Source organism: Herbaspirillum sp. 1130, from assembly GCF_017833835.1.
Taxonomy (GTDB): Bacteria; Pseudomonadota; Gammaproteobacteria; order Burkholderiales; family Burkholderiaceae_D; genus Herbaspirillum; species Herbaspirillum huttiense.
In genome coordinates, this window is sequence record NZ_JAFICQ010000002.1 from 649,907 (window position 1) to 674,113 (window position 24,207).

At 61.7% G+C, this 24,207-nt stretch carries 25 protein-coding genes; 8 read left to right on the plus strand and 17 right to left on the minus strand.

Annotated elements, in window-relative coordinates:
* Nucleotides 1-9: 9 nt before the first annotated feature.
* Nucleotides 10-2,037 (minus strand): PAS domain S-box protein, encoded by a 2,028-nt coding sequence (locus JOD78_RS11750; RefSeq protein WP_039790098.1) that lies wholly within the window; start codon nucleotides 2,035-2,037, stop codon nucleotides 10-12.
* A 208-nt stretch (nucleotides 2,038-2,245) separates the two neighbouring features.
* On the opposite strand from JOD78_RS11750, the gene JOD78_RS11755 reads away from it, so the two are divergent.
* The 3 genes from JOD78_RS11755 (at nucleotide 2,246) to JOD78_RS11765 (ending at nucleotide 5,228) form a co-directional block, all read left to right on the plus strand.
* Complete coding sequence (locus JOD78_RS11755) at nucleotides 2,246-3,262, plus strand: TRAP transporter substrate-binding protein (protein ID WP_121037606.1); 1,017 nt, start codon at nucleotides 2,246-2,248, stop codon at nucleotides 3,260-3,262.
* Nucleotides 3,263-3,390: 128 nt separating this feature from the next.
* Entirely contained in the window at nucleotides 3,391-3,951 is a 561-nt protein-coding gene (locus JOD78_RS11760) for a TRAP transporter small permease (RefSeq protein ID WP_121037603.1), read from the plus strand.
* The gene (locus tag JOD78_RS11765; RefSeq protein ID WP_209567983.1) at nucleotides 3,948-5,228 is read left to right on the plus strand and encodes a TRAP transporter large permease subunit; all 1,281 of its coding nucleotides are present in this window, start codon (nucleotides 3,948-3,950) and stop codon (nucleotides 5,226-5,228) included. Before JOD78_RS11760 ends, JOD78_RS11765 begins: the two co-directional genes overlap by 4 nt.
* Nucleotides 5,229-5,737: 509 nt before the next feature.
* On the opposite strand, the gene JOD78_RS11770 is transcribed toward JOD78_RS11765, so the two are convergent.
* Nucleotides 5,738-6,388 (minus strand): VOC family protein, encoded by a 651-nt coding sequence (locus JOD78_RS11770; protein ID WP_121037597.1) that lies wholly within the window; start codon nucleotides 6,386-6,388, stop codon nucleotides 5,738-5,740.
* A gap of 88 nt (nucleotides 6,389-6,476) precedes the next feature.
* On the opposite strand from JOD78_RS11770, the gene JOD78_RS11775 reads away from it, so the two are divergent.
* The 4 genes from JOD78_RS11775 (at nucleotide 6,477) to plsY (ending at nucleotide 9,202) form a co-directional block, all read left to right on the plus strand.
* A complete protein-coding gene (locus tag JOD78_RS11775; protein ID WP_034334295.1) occupies nucleotides 6,477-6,980 on the plus strand; it encodes a methylated-DNA--[protein]-cysteine S-methyltransferase in 504 nt (167 codons plus the stop codon).
* Nucleotides 6,981-6,989: 9 nt separating this feature from the next.
* On the plus strand, nucleotides 6,990-7,913 hold the full coding sequence (xerD, locus tag JOD78_RS11780) for a site-specific tyrosine recombinase XerD (protein WP_121037594.1): 924 nt from the start codon (nucleotides 6,990-6,992) through the stop codon (nucleotides 7,911-7,913).
* Between the two features lie 76 nt (nucleotides 7,914-7,989).
* Nucleotides 7,990-8,490: an aminoacyl-tRNA deacylase gene (locus JOD78_RS11785; RefSeq protein WP_039790088.1), complete on the plus strand. Its 501-nt coding sequence runs from the start codon at nucleotides 7,990-7,992 to the stop codon at nucleotides 8,488-8,490.
* A 94-nt stretch (nucleotides 8,491-8,584) separates the two neighbouring features.
* Complete coding sequence (gene plsY / locus JOD78_RS11790; protein WP_039790087.1) at nucleotides 8,585-9,202, plus strand: glycerol-3-phosphate 1-O-acyltransferase PlsY; 618 nt, start codon at nucleotides 8,585-8,587, stop codon at nucleotides 9,200-9,202.
* Nucleotides 9,203-9,462: 260 nt separating this feature from the next.
* Here plsY and JOD78_RS11795 read toward each other — a convergent pair whose 3' ends face one another.
* The 15 genes from JOD78_RS11795 to nac form a co-directional block, all read right to left on the minus strand.
* The gene (locus JOD78_RS11795) at nucleotides 9,463-10,326 is read right to left on the minus strand and encodes an EamA family transporter (RefSeq protein WP_209567981.1); all 864 of its coding nucleotides are present in this window, start codon (nucleotides 10,324-10,326) and stop codon (nucleotides 9,463-9,465) included.
* Between the two features lie 166 nt (nucleotides 10,327-10,492).
* Complete coding sequence (locus JOD78_RS11800) at nucleotides 10,493-11,338, minus strand: ABC transporter substrate-binding protein (protein WP_121037586.1); 846 nt, start codon at nucleotides 11,336-11,338, stop codon at nucleotides 10,493-10,495.
* A 143-nt stretch (nucleotides 11,339-11,481) separates the two neighbouring features.
* Nucleotides 11,482-12,210, minus strand: coding sequence for an amino acid ABC transporter ATP-binding protein (locus tag JOD78_RS11805; RefSeq protein WP_121037583.1), 729 nt, complete (start codon nucleotides 12,208-12,210; stop codon nucleotides 11,482-11,484).
* On the minus strand, nucleotides 12,207-12,974 hold the full coding sequence (locus JOD78_RS11810) for an amino acid ABC transporter permease (RefSeq protein ID WP_121037580.1): 768 nt from the start codon (nucleotides 12,972-12,974) through the stop codon (nucleotides 12,207-12,209). Before JOD78_RS11810 ends, JOD78_RS11805 begins: the two co-directional genes overlap by 4 nt.
* Nucleotides 12,975-12,977: 3 nt before the next feature.
* A complete protein-coding gene (locus tag JOD78_RS11815; protein ID WP_121037577.1) occupies nucleotides 12,978-13,679 on the minus strand; it encodes an amino acid ABC transporter permease in 702 nt (233 codons plus the stop codon).
* Between the two features lie 280 nt (nucleotides 13,680-13,959).
* Nucleotides 13,960-14,967 carry a D-glycerate dehydrogenase gene (locus tag JOD78_RS11820; protein WP_209567979.1) on the minus strand — a complete coding sequence of 336 codons (1,008 nt, stop codon included), beginning with the start codon at nucleotides 14,965-14,967 and terminating at the stop codon, nucleotides 13,960-13,962.
* An 88-nt stretch (nucleotides 14,968-15,055) separates the two neighbouring features.
* Nucleotides 15,056-15,721, minus strand: coding sequence for an RraA family protein (locus JOD78_RS11825; RefSeq protein WP_121037570.1), 666 nt, complete (start codon nucleotides 15,719-15,721; stop codon nucleotides 15,056-15,058).
* A 41-nt stretch (nucleotides 15,722-15,762) separates the two neighbouring features.
* A complete protein-coding gene (locus tag JOD78_RS11830; protein WP_121037567.1) occupies nucleotides 15,763-16,506 on the minus strand; it encodes an SDR family oxidoreductase in 744 nt (247 codons plus the stop codon).
* Between the two features lie 133 nt (nucleotides 16,507-16,639).
* Nucleotides 16,640-17,404 (minus strand): 5-oxoprolinase subunit PxpA, encoded by a 765-nt coding sequence (locus JOD78_RS11835; protein WP_209567977.1) that lies wholly within the window; start codon nucleotides 17,402-17,404, stop codon nucleotides 16,640-16,642.
* 38 nt (nucleotides 17,405-17,442) lie between these two features.
* Nucleotides 17,443-17,838 (minus strand): biotin/lipoyl-containing protein, encoded by a 396-nt coding sequence (locus JOD78_RS11840; RefSeq protein ID WP_209567975.1) that lies wholly within the window; start codon nucleotides 17,836-17,838, stop codon nucleotides 17,443-17,445.
* A 7-nt stretch (nucleotides 17,839-17,845) separates the two neighbouring features.
* Nucleotides 17,846-18,847, minus strand: coding sequence for a biotin-dependent carboxyltransferase family protein (locus tag JOD78_RS11845; RefSeq protein WP_121037558.1), 1,002 nt, complete (start codon nucleotides 18,845-18,847; stop codon nucleotides 17,846-17,848).
* Nucleotides 18,844-19,488: a 5-oxoprolinase subunit PxpB gene (gene pxpB, locus JOD78_RS11850; protein WP_166675767.1), complete on the minus strand. Its 645-nt coding sequence runs from the start codon at nucleotides 19,486-19,488 to the stop codon at nucleotides 18,844-18,846. The genes JOD78_RS11845 and pxpB overlap by 4 nt, the downstream gene beginning before the upstream one ends.
* Nucleotides 19,489-19,550: 62 nt before the next feature.
* Nucleotides 19,551-20,903 carry an acetyl-CoA carboxylase biotin carboxylase subunit gene (gene accC / locus JOD78_RS11855; protein WP_209567973.1) on the minus strand — a complete coding sequence of 451 codons (1,353 nt, stop codon included), beginning with the start codon at nucleotides 20,901-20,903 and terminating at the stop codon, nucleotides 19,551-19,553.
* A 41-nt stretch (nucleotides 20,904-20,944) separates the two neighbouring features.
* Entirely contained in the window at nucleotides 20,945-21,391 is a 447-nt protein-coding gene (gene accB / locus JOD78_RS11860) for an acetyl-CoA carboxylase biotin carboxyl carrier protein (RefSeq protein WP_121037552.1), read from the minus strand.
* A gap of 147 nt (nucleotides 21,392-21,538) precedes the next feature.
* Nucleotides 21,539-22,465 carry a nitrogen assimilation transcriptional regulator NAC gene (nac, locus tag JOD78_RS11865; protein ID WP_121037549.1) on the minus strand — a complete coding sequence of 309 codons (927 nt, stop codon included), beginning with the start codon at nucleotides 22,463-22,465 and terminating at the stop codon, nucleotides 21,539-21,541.
* A gap of 411 nt (nucleotides 22,466-22,876) precedes the next feature.
* On the opposite strand from nac, the gene JOD78_RS11870 reads away from it, so the two are divergent.
* Nucleotides 22,877-24,085, plus strand: coding sequence for an aspartate transaminase (locus JOD78_RS11870; protein WP_121037546.1), 1,209 nt, complete (start codon nucleotides 22,877-22,879; stop codon nucleotides 24,083-24,085).
* The last annotated feature ends 122 nt before the right edge of the window (nucleotides 24,086-24,207 follow it).

The window sequence follows — 24,207 nt, forward strand, 5'->3', positions numbered from 1 at the left end:
GGCGTCTCGTTATTGTGGCTGCCCGCTTTGGGCGGGCAGCGAAAACCGGAAGATTGTACCGCCTGCCGGGTTATCGGTGTAAGTGAGCGTGCCGCCGTGGAATTCGATGGTGGTGCGGCAGATGTTCAAGCCCATGCCCATGCCCTCGGCCTTGGTCGAGAAGAAGGGAGAAAACAGGCGCGCCGCCACTTCCTCGGCAATCCCGTGCCCCTGGTCGATCACCGAGACCGTGACCGATTCTGCACCATCGTCATTGCGGGTCAGCTCGGCGGTCACGCGCAGGATGCGGCGCGCCGAGGGCACGGCGGCCATGGCCTGGATGCCGTTGCGGGTCAGGTTCAGGATCACCTGCTCCAGCAGCACCTGGTCGCCCAGCACCGGCGGCAGCGACTTGGGCACCTGCCATTGCAGCACCACGAAGAACTGCTGGGCCTGCAATTCGATGAGCGGGGCCACGTTGTCCACCAACTGTCGGATCTGCAGACGCTGGCGCGCCGGTTCGCGCTTCTTGACGAACTGGTGCACGCTGCGGATCACGTGGCCGGCGCGCTGGGCCTGGGTGTGGATCTTTTCCAGCGCCGGCTGCAGCGCCTTGGGATCGGCCTGGCCCTGCTGCATCATGTTCAGCGCCCCGGTGGTATAGCTGGAGATGGCCGCCAGCGGCTGGTTCAGTTCGTGCGCCAGGGTCGAGGCGATCTCGCCCATGCTGGCCAGGCGGGCGCTGGCCTGCAGCTTTTCTTCCTGGGTGCGGTTGAGGTCTTCGGCGCGCTTGCGTTCGGAAATGTCGAGGATGGAACCCATCCAGCCAGTCTGCTTCCCATCCTGGTCCACCAGCGGCGATTCGAAGATCAGCACCGGGAAGCGCTCGCCGTCGCGGCGCTGGAAGATGGTCTCGAATTGCGGCGTGGCGCGCCCGGCCAGCACGTTGGAGAAACGCTCCTGGTATTCATCCATCGCTTCCGGCGCCCAGTAAGGCATGGGGGGGATCTTGCCGACCAGTTCTTCGGCCGCGAAGCCGACCATCTTGCAGAAGGCCGGATTGACGTAGGTGATGCGGCCCTGCAGGTCGCGGGCGCGCATGCCGGTGACCAGTGAATTTTCCATCGCGGCACGGAACACGGCTTCGTTGAGCAGGGCCTTCTCGGCCTTGGTGCGCCGGTTGATGTCGCGCCACAGCGCCCACAGGCTCCACAGCAGACCCAGCGAGAGCACGATCACCGAACCCACCAGCAGGTTGGGCAGCAGCTTGGGCGCGCTCTTGGTGCTGTTGGTATGCAGCACCAGCGTCAAGCCCGGCAGCTCCAGTTCACGCCGATGGGTGTAGACGTTCAGGCCCGGTCCGCCCGAGGTGCGGCGCGCCACCACGTTGTCATCGGTATCGGTGAGCGAGATTTCATTGTCCTGGGCGAACCACCACGGCACCATCTCGTTGAGGATGCGTGCCACCGCATAGCTGGCCACCAGGCTGCCGATGTAGTGATTGTCATGGAACAGCGGCACGTGATAGTCCATCAGCATCGGTTCGGCGATGCCGGGCGGGATGGCCGGCGGGCTGTAGAGCGGACGGCGCATCTGGCGCGCGCGGTCAGCCGTCATCAGCGAGGGTTGCGAGAGGTCCTTGCGGCTGATCGGAAGATCATCGGTTGAAGCAACCGGATGGCCTTCGGCGTTGAACCAGGTCACGCGATAGAACTCGCGGTTGTTGCGCAGCAGGGCGTTCAGGCGGCTGCGGAAATGATCCTGATGCAGGCGGCCGTTGCTGATCTCGCGGCCGATGATGCGCATGCTCTCGTCATCGCGGCTGAGCTGGAAGCGGATCGCCTGTTCCACCCACAGCGAATCGGCGATCAGTTGCTCCAGCCGTTCGCTGGCTTCCATCTGCTGCGCCTGGCGCGGCAGCCAGATCAGCGTGGCCAGGAACAGGCACACCAGCAGGAAAGGGATCAGCCAGCGCATGGTGGTCTTGCGGCCGGAGGCCTGCAGCTGCGAGGCGGCATCGGGCTGGGGAGCGATGGGGGGCGGCGGGACGGTTTTCATGACGCCGCCAGTGTAGCCGCGCCCAAAAGCTTGCGCCAGCTTCCTGCGCGGCGGGAAGTGGGCGGCAGGGACATTGTGGTTAACCACACTTGCTCCGTTTTGGTGAGGCCGCGCAAAATTCGCCAGCACAATCCGGTCCCCGCCAAGACCGGCCTTAGTCCATAAAAATTACTAACTAAATCATTTCCATCTCATTGGGGAGACAAGCATGAAACTGAAGTCCATCGTCTTTGCGCTGGCTGCGGCGACTGTCGTCAATGCCGGCCTGGTGGCCAGCGCCTTCGCGCAACAGCCCATCATCATCAAGTTCAGTCACGTGGTGGCCAACGACACGCCCAAAGGCAAGGCGGCCGAGCGTTTCAAGGAACTGGCCGAGAAAGCCACCAAGGGCCGCGTGAAGGTCGAGGTCTATCCCAACAGCACCCTGTACAAGGACAAGGAAGAACTGGAAGCCCTGCAACTGGGGGCCGTGCAGATGCTGGCGCCGTCGCTGGCCAAGTTCGGGCCGCTGGGCGTGAAGGAGTTCGAAGTCTTCGACCTGCCTTACATTTTCCCCAGCAAGGACGTGCTGTACCGCGTGACCGAAGGTCCGATCGGCAAGGATCTGTTCAAGAAGCTGGAGCCCAAGGGCATCACCGGCCTGGCCTATTGGGACAACGGTTTCAAGGTGATGTCGGCCAACAAGCCGCTGCATCAGCCCTCGGACTTCCGTGGCCTGAAGATGCGCATCCAGTCCTCCAAGGTGCTTGATGCCCAGATGCGCGCACTGGGTGCCAACCCGCAGGTGCTGGCCTTCTCCGAGGTCTACCAGGCGCTGCAGACCGGCGTGGTCGATGGCACCGAGAACCCGCCCTCGAACCTGTACACCCAGAAGATGCATGAAGTGCAGAAGCACGTCACCGTCTCCAATCACGGCTACCTCGGCTATGCGGTGATCGTCAACAAGAAGTTCTGGGATGGCCTGCCCTCCGACGTGCGCACCCAGCTCGAAGGCGCCATGAAGGATGCGACCAAGTACGCCAATGCCATCGCCCAGCAGGAAAACGATGCTGCTCTGGCCGCCGTCGAAAAGACCGGCAAGACCACCGTCTACCGTCTGACCGACGCGCAGAAAGCGGAGTGGCGCAAGGCGCTGCTGCCGGTACAGCAGCAGATGGCCAGCCGCATCGGCAAGGACCTGATCGACGCCGTCAACAAGGAATCGGCCGCGCTGGGCCAGAAGTAAATCCGTTGGCTCCAACGGGCGCCCGCCTTCGCAATGAAGCGGGCGCATTGCAGAGAAGAACAATCCGAACAAGCAATGTCATGGGCTGATACCGCTGTGGTATCGGCCTGCTGGCGCAAGGAGACTTCATGAAGTTACTCGACCACCTGGAAGAGTGGCTGATCGCGTTCCTCATGGCCGCGGCCACCTTCATCATTTTCGTGGCGGTGGTACACCGCTACGCCTCGGGCCTGGATATTCCCTGGCTGCAGGACCAGCTCATCCAGATCAACATGAGCTGGGCCCAGGAGCTGTGCATCTTCATGTTCGTGTGGATGGCCAAGTTCGGCGCCGCTTATGGCGTGCGCACCGGCATCCACGTCGGCGTCGATGTGCTCATCAACCGCATGAACACCCCGTGGCGCAACAAGTTCGTGCTCTTCGGTCTTTTTGCCGGCGCGCTCTTTACCGGCATCGTCGGGACCTTCGGTGCCGAGTTCGTCTACGACATCGCGCAGCACGACAGTACTTCTGAAGTGCTGGAACTGCCGATGTGGATCGTCTACCTGGCCGTGCCGCTGGGGTCGTACCTGATGTGCTTCCGTTTCCTTCAGGTCGCGTGGAATTTTTATCGGACCGGCGAATTGCCCAAGCATGACCATGCCCACGTGGAAGGTCTGGACGAAGAAACCAGCGGAGGTAAAGCATGAATGCACTGATCATTTTCGTCTTGCTGTTCGGGCTGATGCTGACCGGGATGCCCATCTCGATCTCGCTCGGCCTGACGGTCCTGACTTTCCTGTTCACGATGACCGACGTGCCGATCCAGTCGGTGGCGCTGAAGCTGTTCACGGGCATCGAGAAGTTCGAGATCATGGCCATCCCGTTCTTCATCCTGGCTGGCAATTTCCTCACTCACGGCGGTGTGGCGCGGCGCATGATCAACTTCGCCACCTCCATGGTCGGCCACTGGCATGGCGGCCTGGCGCTGGCCGGGGTGCTGGCCTGCGCGCTGTTCGCAGCGGTGTCGGGGTCGTCGCCCGCGACCGTGGTGGCGATCGGGTCCATCATCCTGCCGGCGATGGTCAAGCAGGGTTTCCCGAATCGTTTCGGTGCAGGCGTGATTACGACCTCCGGCGCATTGGGCATCCTGATCCCGCCTTCCATCGTGATGGTGATGTATTCGGTCTCCACCAATACCTCTGTGGGCAAACTGTTCATGGCGGGCGTGGTGCCGGGTTTGCTGCTGGCCTTCCTGCTGGGGCTGACCACCTGGTTCCTGGCGCGCAAGAACAATTATCCGCGTCTGAAGAAGGCGACCTGGGCCGAACGCCTGGCCGCGTTCCGCAAGAGCGGCTGGGGTCTGTTCCTGATCGTCATCGTCATGGGCGGCATCTACACCGGTGTCTTCACGCCTACGGAAGCAGCGGCCATGGCGGCGGTGTACGCCTTCTTCATCGCGGTCTTCGTCTACAAGGACCTGAGCCTGAAGCAGGTGCCCAAGGTGCTGCTGGATTCGGCGTCGATGTCGGCCATGCTGCTCTACATCATCACCAATGCGGTGCTGTTCTCCTTCCTGGTGACCAGTGAAAACATTCCGCAGACGATGGCGGCATGGATCACCGATTCGGGACTGGGACCGATCACCTTCCTGCTGGTGGTCAACATCCTGCTGCTGCTGGCCGGTAACGTGATGGAGCCTTCGTCCATCGTGCTGATCCTGGCACCGATCCTGTTCCCGGTGGCGATGAAGCTGGGCATCGATCCGGTGCACTTCGGCATCCTCATCGTGGTCAACATGGAAGTGGGGATGTGCCATCCGCCGGTGGGGCTGAACCTGTACGTGGCCTCGGGCATTACCAAGATGGGCATCACCGAACTGACCATTGCGGTCATGCCGTGGCTGCTGACCATGCTCGGTTTCCTGGCGCTGGTGACCTACTGGCCGGGCCTGTCGCTGTGGCTGCCGAACCTGATCTACAACTGATCCGCAACCACGCCATGAGACGATGAAATCGGCGCCGTTACCTGGCTTGCACCAGGCCGGTGCCGATTTCGTCAGATGTCTGTCAAGTTGCTGAAAAGTATGTTGGTTTTGCCCTGAAAAAGTGCTTTGAGACGGCACAAAGTGCTGCTAAAGTGCGTGCTTTGCTGAATCGGCACCTTGTATTTGCCGCCCTGGCAATCGAGTTTTGTTTTAGGTTTTTCTAGTGAGTTGTTGATGTACTTGCCTTGGCGGCGACCCCTCCGACACATCGGTCCGGGCGTGGCGAGGCAGCACCGAATACAAAGCGGGTGGTGCATAACAAACGGTATCAATACCGGGAAACTGAGGAGACGTGCATTCGATTGAAACCGTTCAAACGGTCGGGAATGCATCTGGAGTATTTTGAAGGCGCATCCGCGGATGCGCCTTTTTTCTTTGTGTCGCGTGGTGCTGATGATGTGTATAAATCGTTTATACGGTTTATATGTTTTACCTCCCGCACGCCGCCGTCAGCCCAGTACCCGCTCCCCGTGTGGCGTTGACACCACAGCACGCAGGCTGGCCTGCTTTCCTTCCTGCAACACGATACGCGCATCGTCCAGTCCGATGGCCCGGCATGCGGCCTGCAGATCCTGCGCGGCGGGATGTTCCAGAACCAGTTGCTGCAAACGGCATCCGCGGTCGGGCAGGGCGCTGGCCGGGTGCGGCTGGCTAAGCCACTGGATCAGCGACGGCATCACGCCCTCGCAGGCCAATGTTCCATCGGCGGCGATGGTGATGAGCCAGTCCAGTGCACCGCGGCTCATGGGTTCGATCACGCCCGGTGAAACGGGGCTGGCCGCCACGGCCGCCGCGATATCGCTGGTGCGGGCCACCCAGTGCGCCAGGCGGGGCGCAGCGTCCTTGCCCAGATGATCCATGCCGAACCAGCGCGGCCGCTCGGGCGCATCGGCGTTGGGGTCGATGGTGATGACTTCGAGGTAGAAGCCTTCGCCCAGCGACAGCAGTGCATTGTGCGTTCCCAGCCGCACATGCTGGCCGCCGATGCGCGGCACCATGGACACGCCCAGGCACTGTTCCACCCAGGCCATGCCGGATTTGAGCGTGGGGGCGGTGATGACCAGGTGGTCCGGATCGGTATGCAAGGGGGCGGTGCTCATGCGGTCTCCATCAAGTTTTGCCTGATGGTATCAAGCCCGCGCGTGAATTGCTTACAATAGCTGCCCCAGGTCCACGCCACGGCTCCCGATGACCCCAGCAGATTCTCCACTGACCGCCCTGTTCTCCGCCGTAGTGCATACGCCCTTCGGCGGCATGGGGGTGCGCACCCAGGCCGGGGCCGTGGTCGAGATGGTTTACCTGCCGCCGCATTACGCCGAGAAGGACGCCACCGATGCCGTGGCCGCGCAGGCAGTGCAGCAGATCACGCGTTACCTGGCTGACCCCGCTTTTCGTTTCGAACTGCCGCTGCTGAACGTGGGCAGCGCCTTCCAGCAGCGCGTCTGGCATGCCATTGCCGAGATTCCCTGTGGTCAGGTGCTGACCTATGGCCAGGTCGCCAAGCGCATCCAGTCCGCACCGCGCGCGGTCGGTCAGGCTTGCGGGGCCAACTGGTATCCGCTGGTGATTCCCTGTCATCGGGTGACGGCGGCGGGCGGCCTGGGCGGCTTCTCGCATCATGACGATGAGGATGGCTTCCACCTGGAGGTCAAGCGCTGGCTGCTGCGCCACGAAGGCGTGGCGGGATACTGAAGAAAACGCATGGGACGCACCACACCAAAGATCGAAGCGCCGTCCGTGAGCCGCGAGGCCATCGACGAATTCTGCGACAGCCTGTGGCTGGAAGATGGCCTGTCCAAAAATACGCTGGAAGCCTATCGGCGCGACATGACTCTGTACGCGCACTGGCTGTATCAGGAGCGCGCCAAGGCCCTTTACGATACGCAGGCCGAAGATCTCAACGCCTATTTCGCGGCGCGCCACGATGAGACCAAGCCCAGTTCCTCCAATCGCCGCCTGGCGGTATTGAAACGCTTCTTCCAGCTGGCCCTGCGCCAACATCACGTCACCGCCGATCCCTGCCTGAAGCTGCGCTCGGCGCGCCAGCCGCAGCGCCTGCCCAAGACCATGTCGGAGGGGCAGGTGGAAGCGCTGCTGGCCGCGCCCGATGTGTCCACGCCGCTGGGCCTGCGTGATCGCGCCATGATCGAGCTGATGTATGCCAGCGGCTTGCGGGTCTCGGAACTGGTGACCTTGAAGAGCATCGAGGTCGGCATGAACGAAGGCGTGCTGCGCGTGACCGGCAAGGGCAGCAAGACGCGCCTGGTGCCCTTCGGCGAGGAAGCCGGTGCGTGGATGGCGCGCTACCTGGCCGAGGCGCGCAGCCAGATCCTGCAGGGACAGATCGATGATGCGCTCTTCGTCACCGCACGCGGCGGGCCGATGACGCGCCAGATGTTCTGGACCCTCATCAAGAAATACGCGCTGCAGGCCGGTATTACGGTGCGCCTGTCGCCGCACACGCTGCGCCATGCCTTCGCAACGCACCTGCTCAACCATGGGGCCGACCTGCGCGTGGTGCAGCTGCTGCTGGGCCATGCCGATATTTCCACGACGCAGATTTACACCCACGTCGCACGCGAACGCCTCAAGCAACTGCATGCCGCACATCACCCCCGCGGCTGATCTTGCGGCATAATGTGCGCCCATGACGGCCCGGCCGGCCTGTGCGGCCGGTCAGTGTACCGTCAGGAAGAGACCGATGAGCGCCAAGAAAGAACACATCTCCGAAACTCCCGCCACGCAATTCCTGCGCAAGCAGGGCGTGGCGTTTACCGAGCATCCCTACGCCTACGAGGAGCACGGCGGCACCTCGGTGTCCTCGCGCGAACTGGGCGTGGATGAGCATGCGGTCATCAAGACCCTGGTGATGCAGGACGAAGCCGCCAAGCCGCTGCTGGTGCTCATGCATGGCGACTGCAAGGTCTCCACCAAGAACCTGGCGCGCCAGATAGGCTGCAAGTCGGTCGAGCCGTGCAAGCCGGAGGTAGCCAACCGCCACTCGGGCTTCCTGATCGGCGGTACTTCGCCCTTCGGCACGCGCAAGACCATGCCGGTCTATGTGGAGTCGACCATCCTCGAACTGGACAAGATTTACATCAACGGCGGACGGCGCGGTTTCCTGATCGGCATCGATCCGGCGGTGATCCTGAAGGTGTTGCCGGCCAAGGCGGTGCAGTGTGCGCTGGCCGATGCGGCGTGAACTGTCACGCTCAAACTTGACGACACTTGACGCGCGCTGACGCCGCTCCCCGATAACAGAGACAACAGAAAGCAAAAGCAGAAAGCCCCACCTCATGTACAACATCCTCTTTGCCATCGCGGCCTACCTGATCGGTTCACTGTCCTTTGCGGTGCTGGTGTCCAAGCTGTTCGGCCTGTCCGATCCGCGCACCTATGGATCAAAGAATCCGGGCGCGACCAATGTCCTGCGCAGCGGCAACAAGAAGGCGGCTGTGCTCACCTTGCTGGGCGACGGTTTCAAGGGCTGGCTGGCGGTGTGGCTGGCGCAGAAATTCGGTCCGCACTATGGTGTGGACGATACCGGCATCGCGCTGGTGACACTGGCTGTCTTCCTCGGTCACCTGTGGCCGGTGTTCTTCCGCTTCGTCGGCGGCAAGGGCGTGGCTACTGCACTGGGCATCCTGCTGGCGCTGAACCCGTGGCTCGGTCTGGCCACGCTGGCGACCTGGCTGGTGGTGGCCTTCGCTTTCCGTTATTCCTCGCTGGCAGCGCTGGTGGCAGCGCTGTTTGCACCGTTCTATTACGGCCTGCTGTTCGGCACTACCGATGGCATCCTGCTGGCCGTGGTCGCCATGGCGGCACTGCTGATCTATCGCCATCGCAAGAACATCGGCAATCTGCTGGCGGGCAAGGAAAGCCGCATTGGCGACAAGAAGAAGGCGGCCAAGTAAGACTGCCGACCGGGATGAGAAGAAGGGCCGCAATTTGCATTGCGGCCCTTTTTGTTGATGGCGCGTTCTCGTCCTCACGATTGATCGGCACCAGGCCGTTGACCGGATAAGGGATAAGCTTTGCGGAGCTGAACGAACCGGGATACTGAGGGTGGTACGACCGTGTGGCAGCCTCCGGACGGCAAGGGAAGGTGGGGCAGACGGAGAGGAGCAATTCTGCGTGCATGTCAAGAATCAATGTTTGCCAAGCACGGCCAACCCTATTGTTTCCCTTCAACCCGCGTGCTGTTTAATACGCCCACACCCAATACTGCCGTAGAGATACCAATGATCTTGATGAGATTGGCGCTGTCTTTGAGCAGCCATACCCCAAGAAGTGTGGACAATACAGGCGTCAGCAGCGAAAAGGGCGCCAGCTTGCTCACCGGATAGCGTTCCAGCTGGCGGTACCAGATCCAGTAGCCGAGTACGGATGAACCCAACGCACAATAGGCCGTGGCCAGCCATGCATGCCAACTGGCCTCCATGACGGCATGAGCCTGTCCGTGTTCAAACATCCACGATGCCAGCAGTACCTGCGGTACGCCCAGCAAGGAAGACCAGCACATCATCGCCATCAGATCGGGGATACGGGCGTGCTTGACGATGATGTTCGAGGCCGCCCAGGCGAGTGCACTGCCCAGCAGCAGAAATGAGGCGAGTGCTCCGGGCATCGAGGGGCTGAAGGTAAGGATGGCCACGCCCAACAGCGAGACGGCCAGACCGACCCAATGACGACGTGCCATCGTTTCGTCGAACAGCAGCACGCCCAGAACGATCGCCAGTGGCGTTCCCATCTGCAGCAGGATGGCACCGGTGCCCGCCTCCGCCATGCCCAGCCCGATGAACATCAGAGAAAAATGCAAGGTCGAGAACGTGGCCGACAGCATCACGATCCACTTCCATTGTGTCCGCGCGATGCGCCACGGCGGCGCGAAGGGCAGCAACACGATACCGACCATGGCCAGCCGCATGGCCGTCATCAACAGGGGCGGCAGTTCAGCGACACCGGCTTTGACGGCGATGATGTTGCCCGCCCACACCGCGATGGCGATGAGGACAGCAAAAAGATCCTTGGGAGACATGAGATGGGAAATAAAGCGAGACGGGGGGCTATAGACCACCGTGACAACGGCAACCTGCGAAGACCGGAAAGAAAAAGGGGATTGGCAACTGCCGCCAATCCCCGAAAAGTCACCACACTCAGGTGACACTGCCTCAAGCAACTTCCAGGGGATGCAAAGACAACATTCAGGGCATGGGCTGGAACTTCAATTCGCTCAGCGGTGCGATTTTTTCAGTACGGGTGATGCCATAGCGGGTATCCGGACCGAGCCACTTGTCCCAGATCTTCTTGAATTCACCCGAACTCTCCAATGCCATCAGGCCCTTGTTGACCGCCGCCGCAAAGGCAGGCTCGCCCTTGCGCATGCCGGCTCCGATCGGTTCCAGCGCCATCGGTTCGCGCAGGATCGCCAGTTCGTTAGGACTGCCCTTGGTCTCCTGGGCATACTGGATGGCCGTCATCATGTTGGTGACGAAGCCGTTCACCTTGTTCTGCTGCAGGGCCAGATAGGCCGATCCGGAATCCTGGAAGGTCACGGCCTGGCCATTCTTGACCGACATGTAGATCGACTGTTCCGAGGTCGATCCCTTGGCTGCACTGATGCGCTTGCCTTCGAAATCAGCCAGAGTCTTGCCGGCGTCGGCCTTCTTGACCAGCAATACCTCCTTGGTGATGTAGTAGGCATTGCTGAACTCGATCTGTTCGCCGCGGGTCTTGGTGTAGGCCAGGTTGGCGATGACCAGATCGACGCGTCCCATCTTCACTTCCGAAATGCGCGCCTCGACCGACAAGGGCTTGAGCGTGGGCTTGAGGCCCATTTCCTTGGCCAGTGCGTTGCACAGGTCCACATCCATCCCCACCAGCGCGCGCGTCTTGGGGTCGGGATACGAGAACGGAACGACATCCGCATAGACGCCGCAGATCAACTCCTTGCGTGCCTGGACCTCTTGCAACTGGTCCGCGTTGGCCTGCGGGATGATGCCGATCGCGCTACAGAACAGGAAGGCACCAGCGATGCGATTCAATTTCATGATGTAAGGCTCCTCAGTTTTTCTTGGAACAGGTCTTGATGAATGATTGCCCCTGCCTGCCGGCAGGAGACCTTGGGTCGAATCCGCTTGATCAGGACGAATTCCGTGGACTGCAACTTGTTGTCGGTGTCGCACCGCGCGGCTCAGTGCGAGCGCAGGTCGGAAAGGAAACGCTGCGCGCGCGGATGTTCCGGGCTGGTGAAGAACTTCTCGGGCGAAGCTCGCTCGAGGATGGTCCCTGCATCCATGAACCAGACTTGGTCGGCCACTTCCCGGGCAAATCCCATTTCATGCGTGACGCACATCATGGTCATGCCATCGCGCGCCAGACTCTTCATGACGTTGAGCACTTCGCCCACCATTTCGGGGTCCAGCGCCGAGGTGGGTTCATCGAAGAGCATGGCCGGCGGGTCCATGGCCAATGCTCGGGCGATGGCCACACGCTGCTGCTGGCCGCCGGAGAGCTGGCCCGGGAAGGAGTCGGCCTTGGATGACAGGCCCACGCGCTCCAGCAAGCTCATTGCCTTTTCGCGCGCTGCCTGGCGCTTGAGACCGTTGACCCGGGTCGGCGAAAGGATGATGTTGTCCATCACCGACAGGTGCGGAAACAGGTTGAATTGCTGGAACACGAAACCCACGCGGGTACGGAACTTGTTCAGGTCAAGTCCGGCGGCATTGACGTCCTGGCCATCGAAGGCAATCTGTCCTTGCTGGATGTCCTCGAGACGGTTGACCGTCCGGATCAGGGTGGACTTGCCGGAGCCCGAGGGGCCGCAGACAACCACGACCTCGCCACGCTTGACCTGGGCATTGACGTTGACCAGGGCATGGTAATTGCCGTACCACTTGTTGACGTCAGTGAAGATAATCATGAATTCTCCTTGCTTGCTGCTGCGGGAAGCGCGGTCATGGACAGCTTGCTGCCAACATCCGGCTTGTTCTTGCGTGCCTTGCCGGCGCGCTTGTTGGTAATGCGGCGCTCGATGTAATCCGCCAGCTCCGTAAAGGAGAAACACAGGACGAAATAGATCAGGGCCAGTAGTGAAAAGACCGCCAGCGGTTTGGTCAGCAACTGGTTGTTGACCTGATTGGCTGCGAAGGTCACCTCGGGCACGTTGATCACGTAACCCAGCGAGGTTTCCTTGATGGTCGAGACGAACTGGCTGATCATGCTGGGCATCATGTTGTACAAGGCCTGCGGCAGGATCACGAAGCGCAGCGTGCGGAAATACCCCAGCCCCAGTGCACGCGAAGCTTCGAGCTGTCCTTTGGGCAGCGCTTCGATACCGGCGCGGATGACCTCGCAGAGGTAGGCGCTCTGGTAGATCACCAGGGTACACAGCATGGTGGTGAAACCGGTGATGGTCCGGCCGATCAGCAAGGGCAGGAAGAAATACACCCAGAAGATCACCATGATCAGTGGAATGCCGCGGATGGTGTAGACCAGCATGGTTGCCGGAACACGGAATACGGCCATCGGACTGATGCGGGCCAGGGCCAGCAGGATACTGACCGGAAAGGCAAGGCCCAGACCCAGCAATGAAAGGATCAGGGTGATGGCCAGTCCGCCCAGCGCACCGTGCGGATATTGCCCGAGCAGCAGCAGTTCCCAGTAGTTGTGCAGGATATCGAACATGATTTAGCGGCTTCCTGGAATCTTGTAGTGACGCGAGATTGCCTCGCCTGCTGCCATCAGTGCCAGGGACAAGGCCAGGTAGCCGACACTGGCGATGAGATAGGCTTCAAAGGTGCGGAACGTGTAGTTCTCCAGTTGTCGCGTGGCGTAGGTCAGCTCGGCCACACCAATGGCCATGGCCAGACTGGTGTTCTTGAACAGCAGCACGGTATGGTTGATCAGGGGCGGCACCGCAATGCGCAGTGCCTGCGGCAGGATCACGAAACGCATGGTGCGCAGATAGCTCAGACCCAGTGCCCGCGAGGCTTCGAACTGGCCAGCCGGAATCGCCCGCAGGCCGCTGCGGATGTCTTCCGATACATAGGCGGCCATGCACAAGCCGATGGCAATGACGGAGTAGAGGAATTCACCGTTGAACTGGTTGATCCACATCTGGGCCTCGTCAGGCAGCAACGAGGGCAGCGCGAAATACCACATCATGATCTGCACCAGCATCGGTACATTGCGGTGGTAGGCCACGAAGCACGATACGATGCCCGTGGCAAGCCGGTGACCGCTCATGCGCATGGTGGCCAGCAAGGTCCCCAGCAGCATCGCCACGAGCCAGGACGCAACCGTCAGCTCCAGGGTAAGCAGCAGGCCCTTGACCAGCAAGTCGGCATATTGCCCTTGCAGGACGGCTGCAAAATTGAGGTTGAGGTTAATGGCGTTTCTCCTTTACTGATGCGCCCACGGTATGCGTGTTGGCAATGACAACTCGTTTGCAGAGAGAATACGCGGTTCAAAAACGATAAGAAAAGACGCTTTTCATCTGATCCGATAAGTTTCTGAAATGGTGGTGCATCCTTCGTCTCTGGTGGTGCAGCAAGCCCCATTTTGGGGCTGTCCGAGCTCGCGGCCGGTCACGATCTGGCGCGTGCAAGTACGCGGCCATGGCGTATTGCAAGAATCACGCGCATGGCGGCAACCGGCATCAGCAAACGCGTCAGCGACGCAAACGAGAGGGACTGGAGAGCAGTTCCGGATTGACCGGGGTCGGTACCGCCGGTACCGGTGCGGCACAGACGGCTTCCAGGTTGCGTACTGCCAGCAGTGCCATGGCGCGTCGCGTCTGAATGGAGGCACTGCCGATGTGCGGGGTCAGGACCACATTGGGAATGTCCAGCAGGTCCGGCCGCACATTGGGCTCACCCTCGAAAACATCCAGTCCGGCTGCAGCGATCGTGCCGGCGCGCAGCGCCTGGGCCAGGGCGGCATCGTCGATGACGCCGCCGCGTGCGATATTGACCAGGGTGGCGGTAGGCTTCATCAGCGCCAGTTCCGCAGCACCTATCGCATGATGGGACGAGGCAGAGTAGGGGACCACCACGATCAGGTGATCTGCTTGCGACAGCAACGTCTGGCGATCCACATAGGCCGCATTGCAGGATTGTTCGACCAAGGGATCCAGGCGACTGCGGTTGTGATAAATCACACGCATGCCGAAACCATGCGCGCCGCGCCGTGCAATGGCCTGGCCGATGCGGCCCATGCCGAAGATGCCCAGGGTACTGCCGTGGACGTCGGCTCCCAGCAGCATGTCGTAGATCCCCGTCTTGTTCCATTGCCGCGCGCGCACGTAGCGATCGGATTCGGCGATTCTGCGCGCGGTGGCCATCAGCAAGGCGAAGCCGAAATCCGCCGTGGTCTCGGTGAGCACGTCCGGGGTATTGGTGACCAGTACGCCGCGCTGGTTGCAGGCCTCTACATCAATGTTGTTGTAGCCCACGCCGACGTTGCACACTGCGCGCAATTGCGGACAGGCATCCAGCAATGTGGCATCGATGCGGTCGCTGCCATGGGTCACCGCGCAGACCTTGCCTTGAAGGCGTGCGATGAGCTCAGGCTGGCTCCACAATACGTCCTGTTGATTGTCGAGTACGTCGAAGCGTGTCTGCAGGCGCTCCAGGATGTCCGGGAAGGTCGCCCGGGTAACGGCGATGGCTGCTTTCATCTGGTGTGTCTCCGATATCGTTTTATTTATTGACACCTGCGCGCAAACGCCATTTGGCGCAGGTGGTGTTACACGTGCAGAAATGACGTCAGCCGGCGCTGTTGGCTTCGAGCGCGTCAATCCAGGAACGGTCGTAGCGGCCTTCGCGGATGGCGGTCATGGTGTCTTGTTCGCGCTGGATCTGTTGCAGCGCCTTTTCGATCAGGTACGAGGCTTCGGACTGGGCGAATGCGACGATACCGTCTTCGTCGGCCACGATGATATCGCCCGGATTGATGACCAGGCCGTCGATGCTGACCGGGACATTGATTTCGCCGGGGCCGCATTTGTACGGACCTTTATGCGTCGCTCCACGGGCAAATACCGGATAGCCCATCTCACGAATCCCTGCCACGTCGCGAATGGCACCGTCGATCACGAGTCCCGCAATGCCGATGGTGCGGGCGTAGGTGGTCATGATTTCGCCCATCAGCGCCTGGGTCGTATCACCGCCACCGTCGATGACCATCACGTCACCCGGGCGGCAGTAGTCGAAAGCGCGATGGATGGCGAGATTATCCCCGGGGCGCACGCGTACCGTCACGGCGGTACCGACCAGTTGCTCGCCCTGATACATGGGACGCAGGTTGGAGGTGCCCGCCAGGCGGCGCATGTTATCGCTGATGAGTGCCGACGGGATGCTCTTGAGCTGCTCGATGATGGCCGCAGGGGCCTGCGGCGAAGACGGATTCTTGCGTGCGCCGATATGTTCCATGATATGGATTCTCTCTCTGGTGGAAATGAAGGCCGCCGGACTCAGTCCTGCGGCTTGATGGTGGTCAGGCCGCCCGGTACCTGCAGCGTCGGGAGGATTTCGATGTTGCTGATGTTGACGGCGATGGGGGCCGAGACGGCAAAGGCGATGGCATCCGCAATGTCCGAGGCCTGCGGAAGCTCGAAGCCGTCGATGAATTGTTTGCGTGCGGCCTCGATATCGCCATGCACATGTCCGAAGATATCGGTGGCCACGCGGCCGGGGCAGATCTCGGTGACGCGCACCCGCTTGCCGGTGGCATCGACCCGCAGCTGGCGTGAGAGGGCGTGGATGCCGGCCTTGGTGGCGTGATAGATGGAGTTGCCGTTGAAGTTGTAGATGGCGGCAATCGAGCTGATGTTGACGATGTGGCCCCGATCACGTTCGACCATGCCGGGCATGATCAGGCGGACCAGGTGCAGGACCGCTTGCAGGTTGATTTCGACCTGCGCGTCGACGTCACTCTCGCTGGCATTGAGGATCGAACCCGGTGTTGAAATGCCGGCATTGTTGACCAGGACGTCGAACTGGTATTGCTGTGCCAGACGAGTCAATGCGGGCAGGTCACGGACGTCGGCCACATGCGGGATGCAACCGGTACGTGCCGCAAGTTCCTTGAGTGCCCCTTCGCTGCGGGCCAGTGCGTGCACCTCCAGTCCTTCCTTGCAGAAACGTTCGACGATGGCTGCGCCCATGCCGGTGGAGGCACCCGTCACCAGTGCGGTCTTGTAATCAGAAAAAGGCATGTGAAGATCTCCAGTATGAGAGCCGCCACTTGGGCGGCCCGCTGAGTTGAATATAGCGCGCAGGCGCGCTTCGGACTAAGACGGATTGGCTTTGAGGGGATAAGCACTGCTTATGTCCAGCCAGGCCAATACGTTACAGTAGCTGGCTCACCGGCGTGACGCTGCCCCCGGCCTCTTCGATGGCACCGCGAATGGCGCGCGCCAGGGCCACGGCACCCGGCGTATCGCCGTGCACCAGGATTTGCTTTACCGGCATGGGCAGCGGCGTCCCGGTAATGGAGGCGACGCTGCCGGTACGCAGGAGCTCCACCACACGCTGCAGTACGGCTTGCTTGTCCTCGATGACGGCACCGGGCAGCTTGCGCGAAACCAGGGCCCCCTGGTCGTCGTAGGCACGGTCGGCCAGGAAGGCCGTGGCGCACGGCAGGCCGTGGCGTACGGCTGCGCGTTCGATGGCCGTATTGGTCGAGACGCTGATGACGATCTCGGGGTCGAATTGCGCGATCGCGCTGAGCAGCGGTTCGGCCAGCGCATCATCGGCGGCCGCCATATTGCCCAGTGCACCGTGGAAGCTCATGTGTCCTACCCGGCAACCGGCTGCCCGTGCCAGGCCGGAGAGCGCGCCCAGCTGGTAGAGCACGTATTTGGCCAGTTCCTGCGGATCGGCTTGGATCACTCGCCGGCCGAAGCCAAGCATGTCGGGAAACCCGACGTGGGCACCGATATCGATGCCGCGAGCGGCAGCCTGGCGCAAGGTGCGGTCCATGATCACCGGGTCGCCAGCGTGGAAGCCACAAGCAATATTGGCCGAGGTGATGATGTCCATGAGTGCTTCGTCATCACCCATGCGGTAGTGGCCGTAGCCTTCGCCGATGTCGGCATTGAGATCGATCTTCATGTGTATCCTTGGTTTCCCGAATGCAACGCGATTGTCGCTCAGGCGTCAATTTCAAAAAGCGGCGTACCGTAGCCGACCAGGCCTTGCGCTGCCGTGAGGCTGCGTACCGAGCCAGCGTCCTGGCTGGTGACCGGCAGGTACAGTTCATCGGCCTGGATCAGTGCGAGGATGTCACCCGGTTTCACCACACTGCCGTTGGTCACGAAAGGAGCGGAGCGCAGCGGATGTTGCGTGACGAGATGACCGAAACCAGGTGCCATGACCTGGGTTGTCTTGTCGCCCTGCGAGACTGTCGGCAGCGCTGCCTCAACCCGGCTATCCAGGTGAGCCGGTCCCTCCAGGCGTACGCGCTCTCCCGGGCGGCGCAGTTCCAGTACCGCCAGCCGGCCCTGCTCCGTCAGTGTGACCAGCGCCTGTAATTCTTCAATGTCCATGGCCACCTCAGCTGTTCCAGATCTTGCGTTGCATCTGCACCGCTTGTTGCAATTGCGCGAGATAGAGCGCCTTTTCTTCCAGCGCGGCGCTGGCCTGCGCATGGTCCACCCGAATGAAACGCAGTGACTGGCCAATGCGCGCCTGCCCCAGACGCCACAGGTCGGCTTCGATGACGGTGCCCACCTTGGGGTAGCCGCCCGAAGGCTGGGCATCGCGCAACTGAATGATGGGCTGCCCGCTGTGGGGGACCTGGATCACGCCGGGCACGATCCCGTGCGAGCGCATTTCCATGGGACGCGCCGCCTGCAGTCCCGGTCCTTCGAGACGGTAGCCATAACGATCGCTTTGCGGGGTGACCTGCCAAGGCTGCTGCCAGAACGCCTCCAGCGATTGCGCCGTATAGCCCTCATATTCGCCCGCCGGAAGTACGCGCACGGGGATCTGCTCCTGGCTTCCCGACAGTGTCAGCGGCAATCCCAGTTGCGGTGGACGCACGCCGAAGCCGCTGGAAGAAATGCCCGATACCGGCGTCAACTCACCTTGGCGGAAGGCTGTCTTGAGGGCATCTCCCTTCTTCAGCGGGCGGCCTTCGAAACCACCGAAGTTGCCGCGCATCTGCGTGCTGCGCGACCCCAGTACCGGCTCGACATCGATTCCCCCGGCCACGCTCAGGTAAGCGCGCGCACCGCTGCGCGGTACGCCCAGCGCCAATACCTGCCCCTGGCGAGCCTGCCGGCACCACCAGGGTGGAACGGGCTGGCCATCCAGCGTGGCTTCGCAGTCGGCACCGGTCAGCGCAAAATCGGCATCGGTGGTGAAGCGAACGCGAAACGGCAGAATCGGGACCTCGATCCCGGCAGCATTGCTGTCATTGCCCAGCAGGATATTGCCGATGGCCAGTGCTAGGTCGTCCATGGCTCCCGAGGTGCCGACGCCATAGCGCAATACGCCGAACCGGCCGAGGTCTTGCACGGTGCTCAGTGCACCGGTGGCCATGATCTCGATCATTTGATTACCTTTGCAATGTTGAAGCGGATCGTATCGCCCGGTGCCAGGATGGCTGGCGGTTCCCGGTGCGGATCGAAGAAACGCATTTGCGTGTGGCCAATGGTGTTCCAGCCGCTGGGGCCATCCGAGGCCGACACGCCGGTCTGTTCGCCGCCGATGGAGACTGAGCCGCCGGGCAGTCGTACCACCGGCACCTTGCGCCGGGGGGTAGCAATACGAGGGTCCATGCCGCCCAGGTAACAGTAGCCAGGATGGCTGCCCAAGGCATAGACGGTGTACAGCGGTGCCGCATGCATCTGCACGATGTCATCCACGGACAGCCCGGTATGGGCCACGACGTCGGCCAGGTGCGGGCCACCCTCCCCGCCATAGATCACATCGAGCGCCATGTGCCGGCCCTCGATGTGCAATTCGACCGATTCTTCCCATGCCTGGCGCAATGCGCCTTCCACGCTGGCGATGTCGGACGGCGGCTGGCGCAGTACCAGCATCAGGTTGGCCATGCCGGGGACGACTTCGGCCACCTCGGGCCAGTCTGCGAGGCGCTGGGCCAGGTCCCAGATACGGCGCTGCTGCGGCAGGTCCATCGCGCCCGGCGCCTCGAACAGGACGGCCTTGGCGCCCAGCAGGCTGATCTTCAGGGCATGGGCATCGCTGCCCGGTTGCGTTGGCGGCGGGATTTCTCTGAGCTTGGTCGATGGTTTCACGGTGCGTTCCGATGCTTGAGCCAGTGTTCAAGGTGATGGATGTTGACGCCCCCTGCAGCAAAGCCGGGTTCAGTCATCAGGTCGCCATGCAGCGCCAGGTTGGTGCTCACACCGCTCACCCGCATCTCTGCCAGCGCACCGCGCATGCGGGCCAGCGCCTCCTCGCGGGTGGGCGCATGCACGATCAGCTTGGCGATCATGGAGTCATAGTAGGGCGGTACCGTATAACCGACGCCTGCATGGGAATCGACTCGTACTCCGTGGCCGCCGGGCAGTTCCCACGTGCTGATGGTGCCGGGCGAGGGCGCGAAGGTATAGGGATCCTCTGCGTTGATGCGGCACTCGATGGCATGGCCATGGCACTGGATATCCTGCTGCCGCAGGGGCAATACCTCGCCGCTGGCCACCCGTAGTTGGGCCTGCACGATATCGATGCCGCTGGTCATTTCGGTGACCGGGTGTTCGACCTGCAAGCGCGTGTTCATTTCGATGAAGTAGAAGCGTCCATCTTCGAAGAGGAATTCAAATGTGCCGGCACCGCGGTAGTCGATCTGCCGGCAGGCTTCGACGCAGCGCTGACCCACCTGCTCCAGCAATGCGGAGGCGATACCGGGCGCTGGCGCTTCTTCCATGACTTTCTGGTGACGGCGCTGCATCGAGCAATCACGCGCGCCCAGCCAGAAGGCATTGCCGTGGTTGTCGCACAGGACCTGGATTTCCACGTGGCGGGGATGCTGCAGGAATTTCTCCATGTACAGCTCCGGATTGCCGAAGGCGCGGCGCGCTTCTTCACACGTCAACGCAACGGCCTCGGCCAGCTCGCTCTCCTGCTGGACCACGCGCATGCCCTTGCCACCGCCTCCACCCGCTGCCTTCACGATGACCGGATAACCGATATCGCGGGCCATTTGCTTCAGTGCCTCGATATCGGCGGGCAATGCGCCATCGGAGCCCGGTACGCACGGCACACCCGCGGCGAGCATCGCCTGCTTGGCCGCGATCTTGTCGCCCATGACGCGGATGGACTTTGCCAGCGGACCGATGAAGACAATCCCGGCATCCTCCAGCAACTGCGCGAATTCGGCGTTCTCGGACAAGAAACCGTAACCGGGATGGACGGCATCGGCACCGCACAGGCGTGCGGCCTGGACGATGGCGTGCTTGTTGAGATAGCTGTGGGTGGGGTGGGCACGTCCGATGCACAGTGCCTGATCGGCCAGGCGCACGTGACGGGCACCGGCGTCGGCCTCGGAGTAGACCGCTACGGTAGCGATGCCCAGCTCGCGGCAGGCGCGCTGGATGCGCAGGGCGATTTCGCCACGATTGGCGATGAGAACTTTCTTGAGCATGAATGTGTGGGGTGAATGAGCGAGGGCGATCCTGGCCGGGGTCAGGCGAGGCGGAACAGGGCCTGGCCGACCTTGACCTCGCTGCCCGAACTCACCAGTACCTCTGCAATGCGGCCGGACTGGTCGGACTCGACCGTGTTGAACATCTTCATGGCTTCGATCACGCAGACCACCTGTTCCAACTGCACTTCGTCGCCGATCTGCACGAACGGAGATTCGCCCGGAGCAGGTGTGAGATGGAAGATGCCTTGCATGGGGGCGGCGATCACACGCCCTGTGCTGGACGCTGCTTCAGCAGGAGCAGGGGCGGGAGAAAACAGGGGAGGCGCAGAGAGGGGAGCAGCGGTCGGCACCGGCACCACCGTATGCGCAGTTGCATTTGCGTGCCGTTCCAGGCGCACGCTGTGTTCGCCCTCGGCCAATTCAAGTGCACTCAGCCCGGAGCTGTTGAGCAGGTCGATCAGTGCTTTTATCTTGGGGAGATCCATCGCTTTCCTTGCCTGTGCGGCGCTATCGATATTCAGGAATTCAATATACGCGGACCGCTCGCAATGGGATAAGACGGATTGGCTTTGAAGGGATAAGGCGACCTTATGGATTGGTGCGCGGTACTGCCGCCGCCCATCCAGGCTGGTTCACGGCTCCTGAACGAGAGGCTGCCCGCTGTCACGGGCAAGGTCATCCACCAGCTCCAGCAGGATCTCGCGCACCGCGTTTGCGGGTTCGGACAGGGGAAGGTGATCTGACTCGCAGAGGGACAACGGAGCCAGTATCACCGGATCGACAATACGCGAGAGCGTGGCGTTGCCGGAGGACGCGATCACGCGCGCGGCTGACACCGGCAGGATGGTCGCGCCCAGCCCGGCACCGATAGCCGACGACAAGGTGGCGGCCGACTCGATTTCGGCCACCACGCGCGGTACCATCTGTGCGCCCATGAAGGCCTCGTTGACGTACTTGCGCACATAGTTGTACGGCCGTGGCAGCAGCAATTCCACATCGCGCAGCTCGCGCAAGCTGATCTCGCGTTCGGGGAAGTGCAGACAGGCGGGGGCGACCAGATAAAGATCTTCCTTGAGCAAGGGCTTGTACGACAGGCCGGGAAAGGACTTCTCGCCATACAGGACGGCCATGTCCATGCGCCCGTTCATGATCAGTTCACTCAACGTCGTGCCAAAGTTCTCGTTGATGTAGAGCAGTACGCCAGGATGGCGCGCCCGTACCGTCTGCAGCAGCGGCAGAGACAATGCCGAGGCGGCCGTCCCTGGCGAGAGACCGACCGAGACCTGGCCCGACAGCGCCTGTCCCGATTTCTTGACGTCATTCTGGGCCTGCTCCACCTGGCGCAGGATGATCTGTGCATGGCGATACAGGGTCGTGCCCGCTTCCGTAGGCGTCACGCCACGCTTGGTCCGTACCAGTAGCTGCTGCCGGCACTCGCCTTCCAGCGTGGCCAGTTGCTGGCTCAAGGCGGGTTGCGCGATGTGCAGGATTTCGGCTGCCTGAGTGAGGCTGCCGATGTCGACAATTTTGACGAAATATTTAAGGCGACGCAGATTCACGATTCTTTTCCTCCCATGCTGCGAGCCGTGATGCAAGAATCACGCCACTGTCTCCACATACGGCGCGCAGTTTGTCTTCTGCTTGTTGATATCGGTAGGGCTCCAATGATAACGCTATCACGGCAGAAGAATTTTATATGGATGCTCGCGTTGCGGTATCAACACACTGTCGCATGGAAATTATTTACTGGCCGAGTCGCTTAAAAAATGCCGCTGGCCAGGCGGAAAGCCCGAGTTTGCAGGGGTTGCGAGCAGAGTCCGGGATGGCTCCATGAAACGTCGAGAGCCAAGCTAAAAGCAGTTTGCGGGGCAGCCATAAGGCGAGGTTATTTTGCCAGACGAAAGTCGTCTTATCGGAAAAATGGGCAGCCGCTTACCGTTAGCGCTCTTGATCGTTTTTTGGAGAGCCGTGTGACTTCCCCCCGTATCGCTGACCGCGTCCGTCGTATCAAACAGTCCCCCAGCAGTGCCGCTGCCGAGCGTGCGGCCGAATTGCGCCGCCAGGGCAAGGACATCGTCAACCTGGTCGTGGGTGAGCCCGATTTCGATACGCCCGCGCACATCCGCCGCGCTGCCGCCGAGGCCATCGAGTCCGGCCAGACGCGCTATACGCCAACCGCGGGTACGCCTGCATTGCGCCAAGCCATTTCAGAAAAACTGGCGCGCGAAAACCAGCTGGCCTATGCGCCGCGAGAGATCATCGCTACCTGCGGGGCCAAACACGCCATCTTCAATGCCTTGGCCATCACGGTGCAGAGCGGAGATGAAGTACTGGTGCCGGCACCTTACTGGGTGTCCTATCCCGATATGGTATTGGCTTGTGATGGCACACCGGTCGTCGTGCCCTGCGTGGAGGAAGACGGCTTCAAGCTGACGCCTGCTGTCCTCGATGCGGCCATCACGGCACGCACCAAGTGGCTCATCATCAATTCCCCCAGCAACCCGACCGGAGCAGCCTATACCCTGGAAGAACTGCAGGCACTGGCCGAGGTGCTGCGCCGTCATCCGCAGGTGCTGGTGATGACTGACGACATCTACGAACATATCCGATTCGATGGACAGCCTACGCCGCATCTGCTCAATGCAGCGCCCGATCTGCGCGAGCGTACCCTGCTCATCAATGGCGTCTCCAAGACCTATGCCATGACCGGTTGGCGTATCGGCTATGCGGCCGGTCCGAGCGATCTGATTGGCGCACTGGATATCCTGCAATCGCAGTCGACCAGCAATCCCAGTTCCGTCAGCCAGGCGGCGGCTCTTGCCGCACTGACCGGCGACCAGGGTTTCGTGGCCGAGTTTGCCGATACCTACCGCCGCCGCCGTGATCGCGGGCTTGAACTGATCAACGCCATTGATGGCCTGAGCTGCCGCAAGCCCGAGGGGGCCTTCTACCTGTTCATCAACTGCAGTGGCCTGCTGGGCCGCCAGACGCCGGAAGGCAAGGTGATCGAGAGCGACATCGATGTGGTGATGTATTTCCTCGAAAGCACTGGCGTCGCCCTGGTGGCCGGGACGGCCTACGGCCTCTCGCCTTATATGCGCATGTCCATCGCCACTTCGGTGGAAACCATTGAAGAAGGTTGCCGCCGTATGGCCGGCGCGGTCGCGGCACTGCGCTGATCCCAAGAACAACGGCCGTTATGACTGACATCCTGGCGGCCATTGCCGGGAGGCGGCGCCACGCCGGCTCCCGAAGAGTCTGAGGTAGAGGGTGCAATTCAATTCAACCACTAAAGGGAGTC

Coding starts and splice junctions, on each gene's coding strand:
- JOD78_RS11750 (WP_039790098.1), bottom strand. CDS start 2,037: ATGAAAACCGTCCCGCCGCCCCCCATCGCTCCCCAGCCCGATGCCGCC.
- JOD78_RS11755 (WP_121037606.1), top strand. CDS start 2,246: ATGAAACTGAAGTCCATCGTCTTTGCGCTGGCTGCGGCGACTGTCGTC.
- JOD78_RS11760 (WP_121037603.1), top strand. CDS start 3,391: ATGAAGTTACTCGACCACCTGGAAGAGTGGCTGATCGCGTTCCTCATG.
- JOD78_RS11765 (WP_209567983.1), top strand. CDS start 3,948: ATGAATGCACTGATCATTTTCGTCTTGCTGTTCGGGCTGATGCTGACC.
- JOD78_RS11770 (WP_121037597.1), bottom strand. CDS start 6,388: ATGAGCACCGCCCCCTTGCATACCGATCCGGACCACCTGGTCATCACC.
- JOD78_RS11775 (WP_034334295.1), top strand. CDS start 6,477: ATGACCCCAGCAGATTCTCCACTGACCGCCCTGTTCTCCGCCGTAGTG.
- xerD (WP_121037594.1), top strand. CDS start 6,990: ATGGGACGCACCACACCAAAGATCGAAGCGCCGTCCGTGAGCCGCGAG.
- JOD78_RS11785 (WP_039790088.1), top strand. CDS start 7,990: ATGAGCGCCAAGAAAGAACACATCTCCGAAACTCCCGCCACGCAATTC.
- plsY (WP_039790087.1), top strand. CDS start 8,585: ATGTACAACATCCTCTTTGCCATCGCGGCCTACCTGATCGGTTCACTG.
- JOD78_RS11795 (WP_209567981.1), bottom strand. CDS start 10,326: ATGTCTCCCAAGGATCTTTTTGCTGTCCTCATCGCCATCGCGGTGTGG.
- JOD78_RS11800 (WP_121037586.1), bottom strand. CDS start 11,338: ATGAAATTGAATCGCATCGCTGGTGCCTTCCTGTTCTGTAGCGCGATC.
- JOD78_RS11805 (WP_121037583.1), bottom strand. CDS start 12,210: ATGATTATCTTCACTGACGTCAACAAGTGGTACGGCAATTACCATGCC.
- JOD78_RS11810 (WP_121037580.1), bottom strand. CDS start 12,974: ATGTTCGATATCCTGCACAACTACTGGGAACTGCTGCTGCTCGGGCAA.
- JOD78_RS11820 (WP_209567979.1), bottom strand. CDS start 14,967: ATGAAAGCAGCCATCGCCGTTACCCGGGCGACCTTCCCGGACATCCTG.
- JOD78_RS11825 (WP_121037570.1), bottom strand. CDS start 15,721: ATGGAACATATCGGCGCACGCAAGAATCCGTCTTCGCCGCAGGCCCCT.
- JOD78_RS11830 (WP_121037567.1), bottom strand. CDS start 16,506: ATGCCTTTTTCTGATTACAAGACCGCACTGGTGACGGGTGCCTCCACC.
- JOD78_RS11835 (WP_209567977.1), bottom strand. CDS start 17,404: ATGAAGATCGATCTCAATGCCGACATCGGCGAAGGCTACGGCCACTAC.
- JOD78_RS11840 (WP_209567975.1), bottom strand. CDS start 17,838: ATGGACATTGAAGAATTACAGGCGCTGGTCACACTGACGGAGCAGGGC.
- JOD78_RS11845 (WP_121037558.1), bottom strand. CDS start 18,847: ATGATCGAGATCATGGCCACCGGTGCACTGAGCACCGTGCAAGACCTC.
- accC (WP_209567973.1), bottom strand. CDS start 20,903: ATGCTCAAGAAAGTTCTCATCGCCAATCGTGGCGAAATCGCCCTGCGC.
- accB (WP_121037552.1), bottom strand. CDS start 21,391: ATGGATCTCCCCAAGATAAAAGCACTGATCGACCTGCTCAACAGCTCC.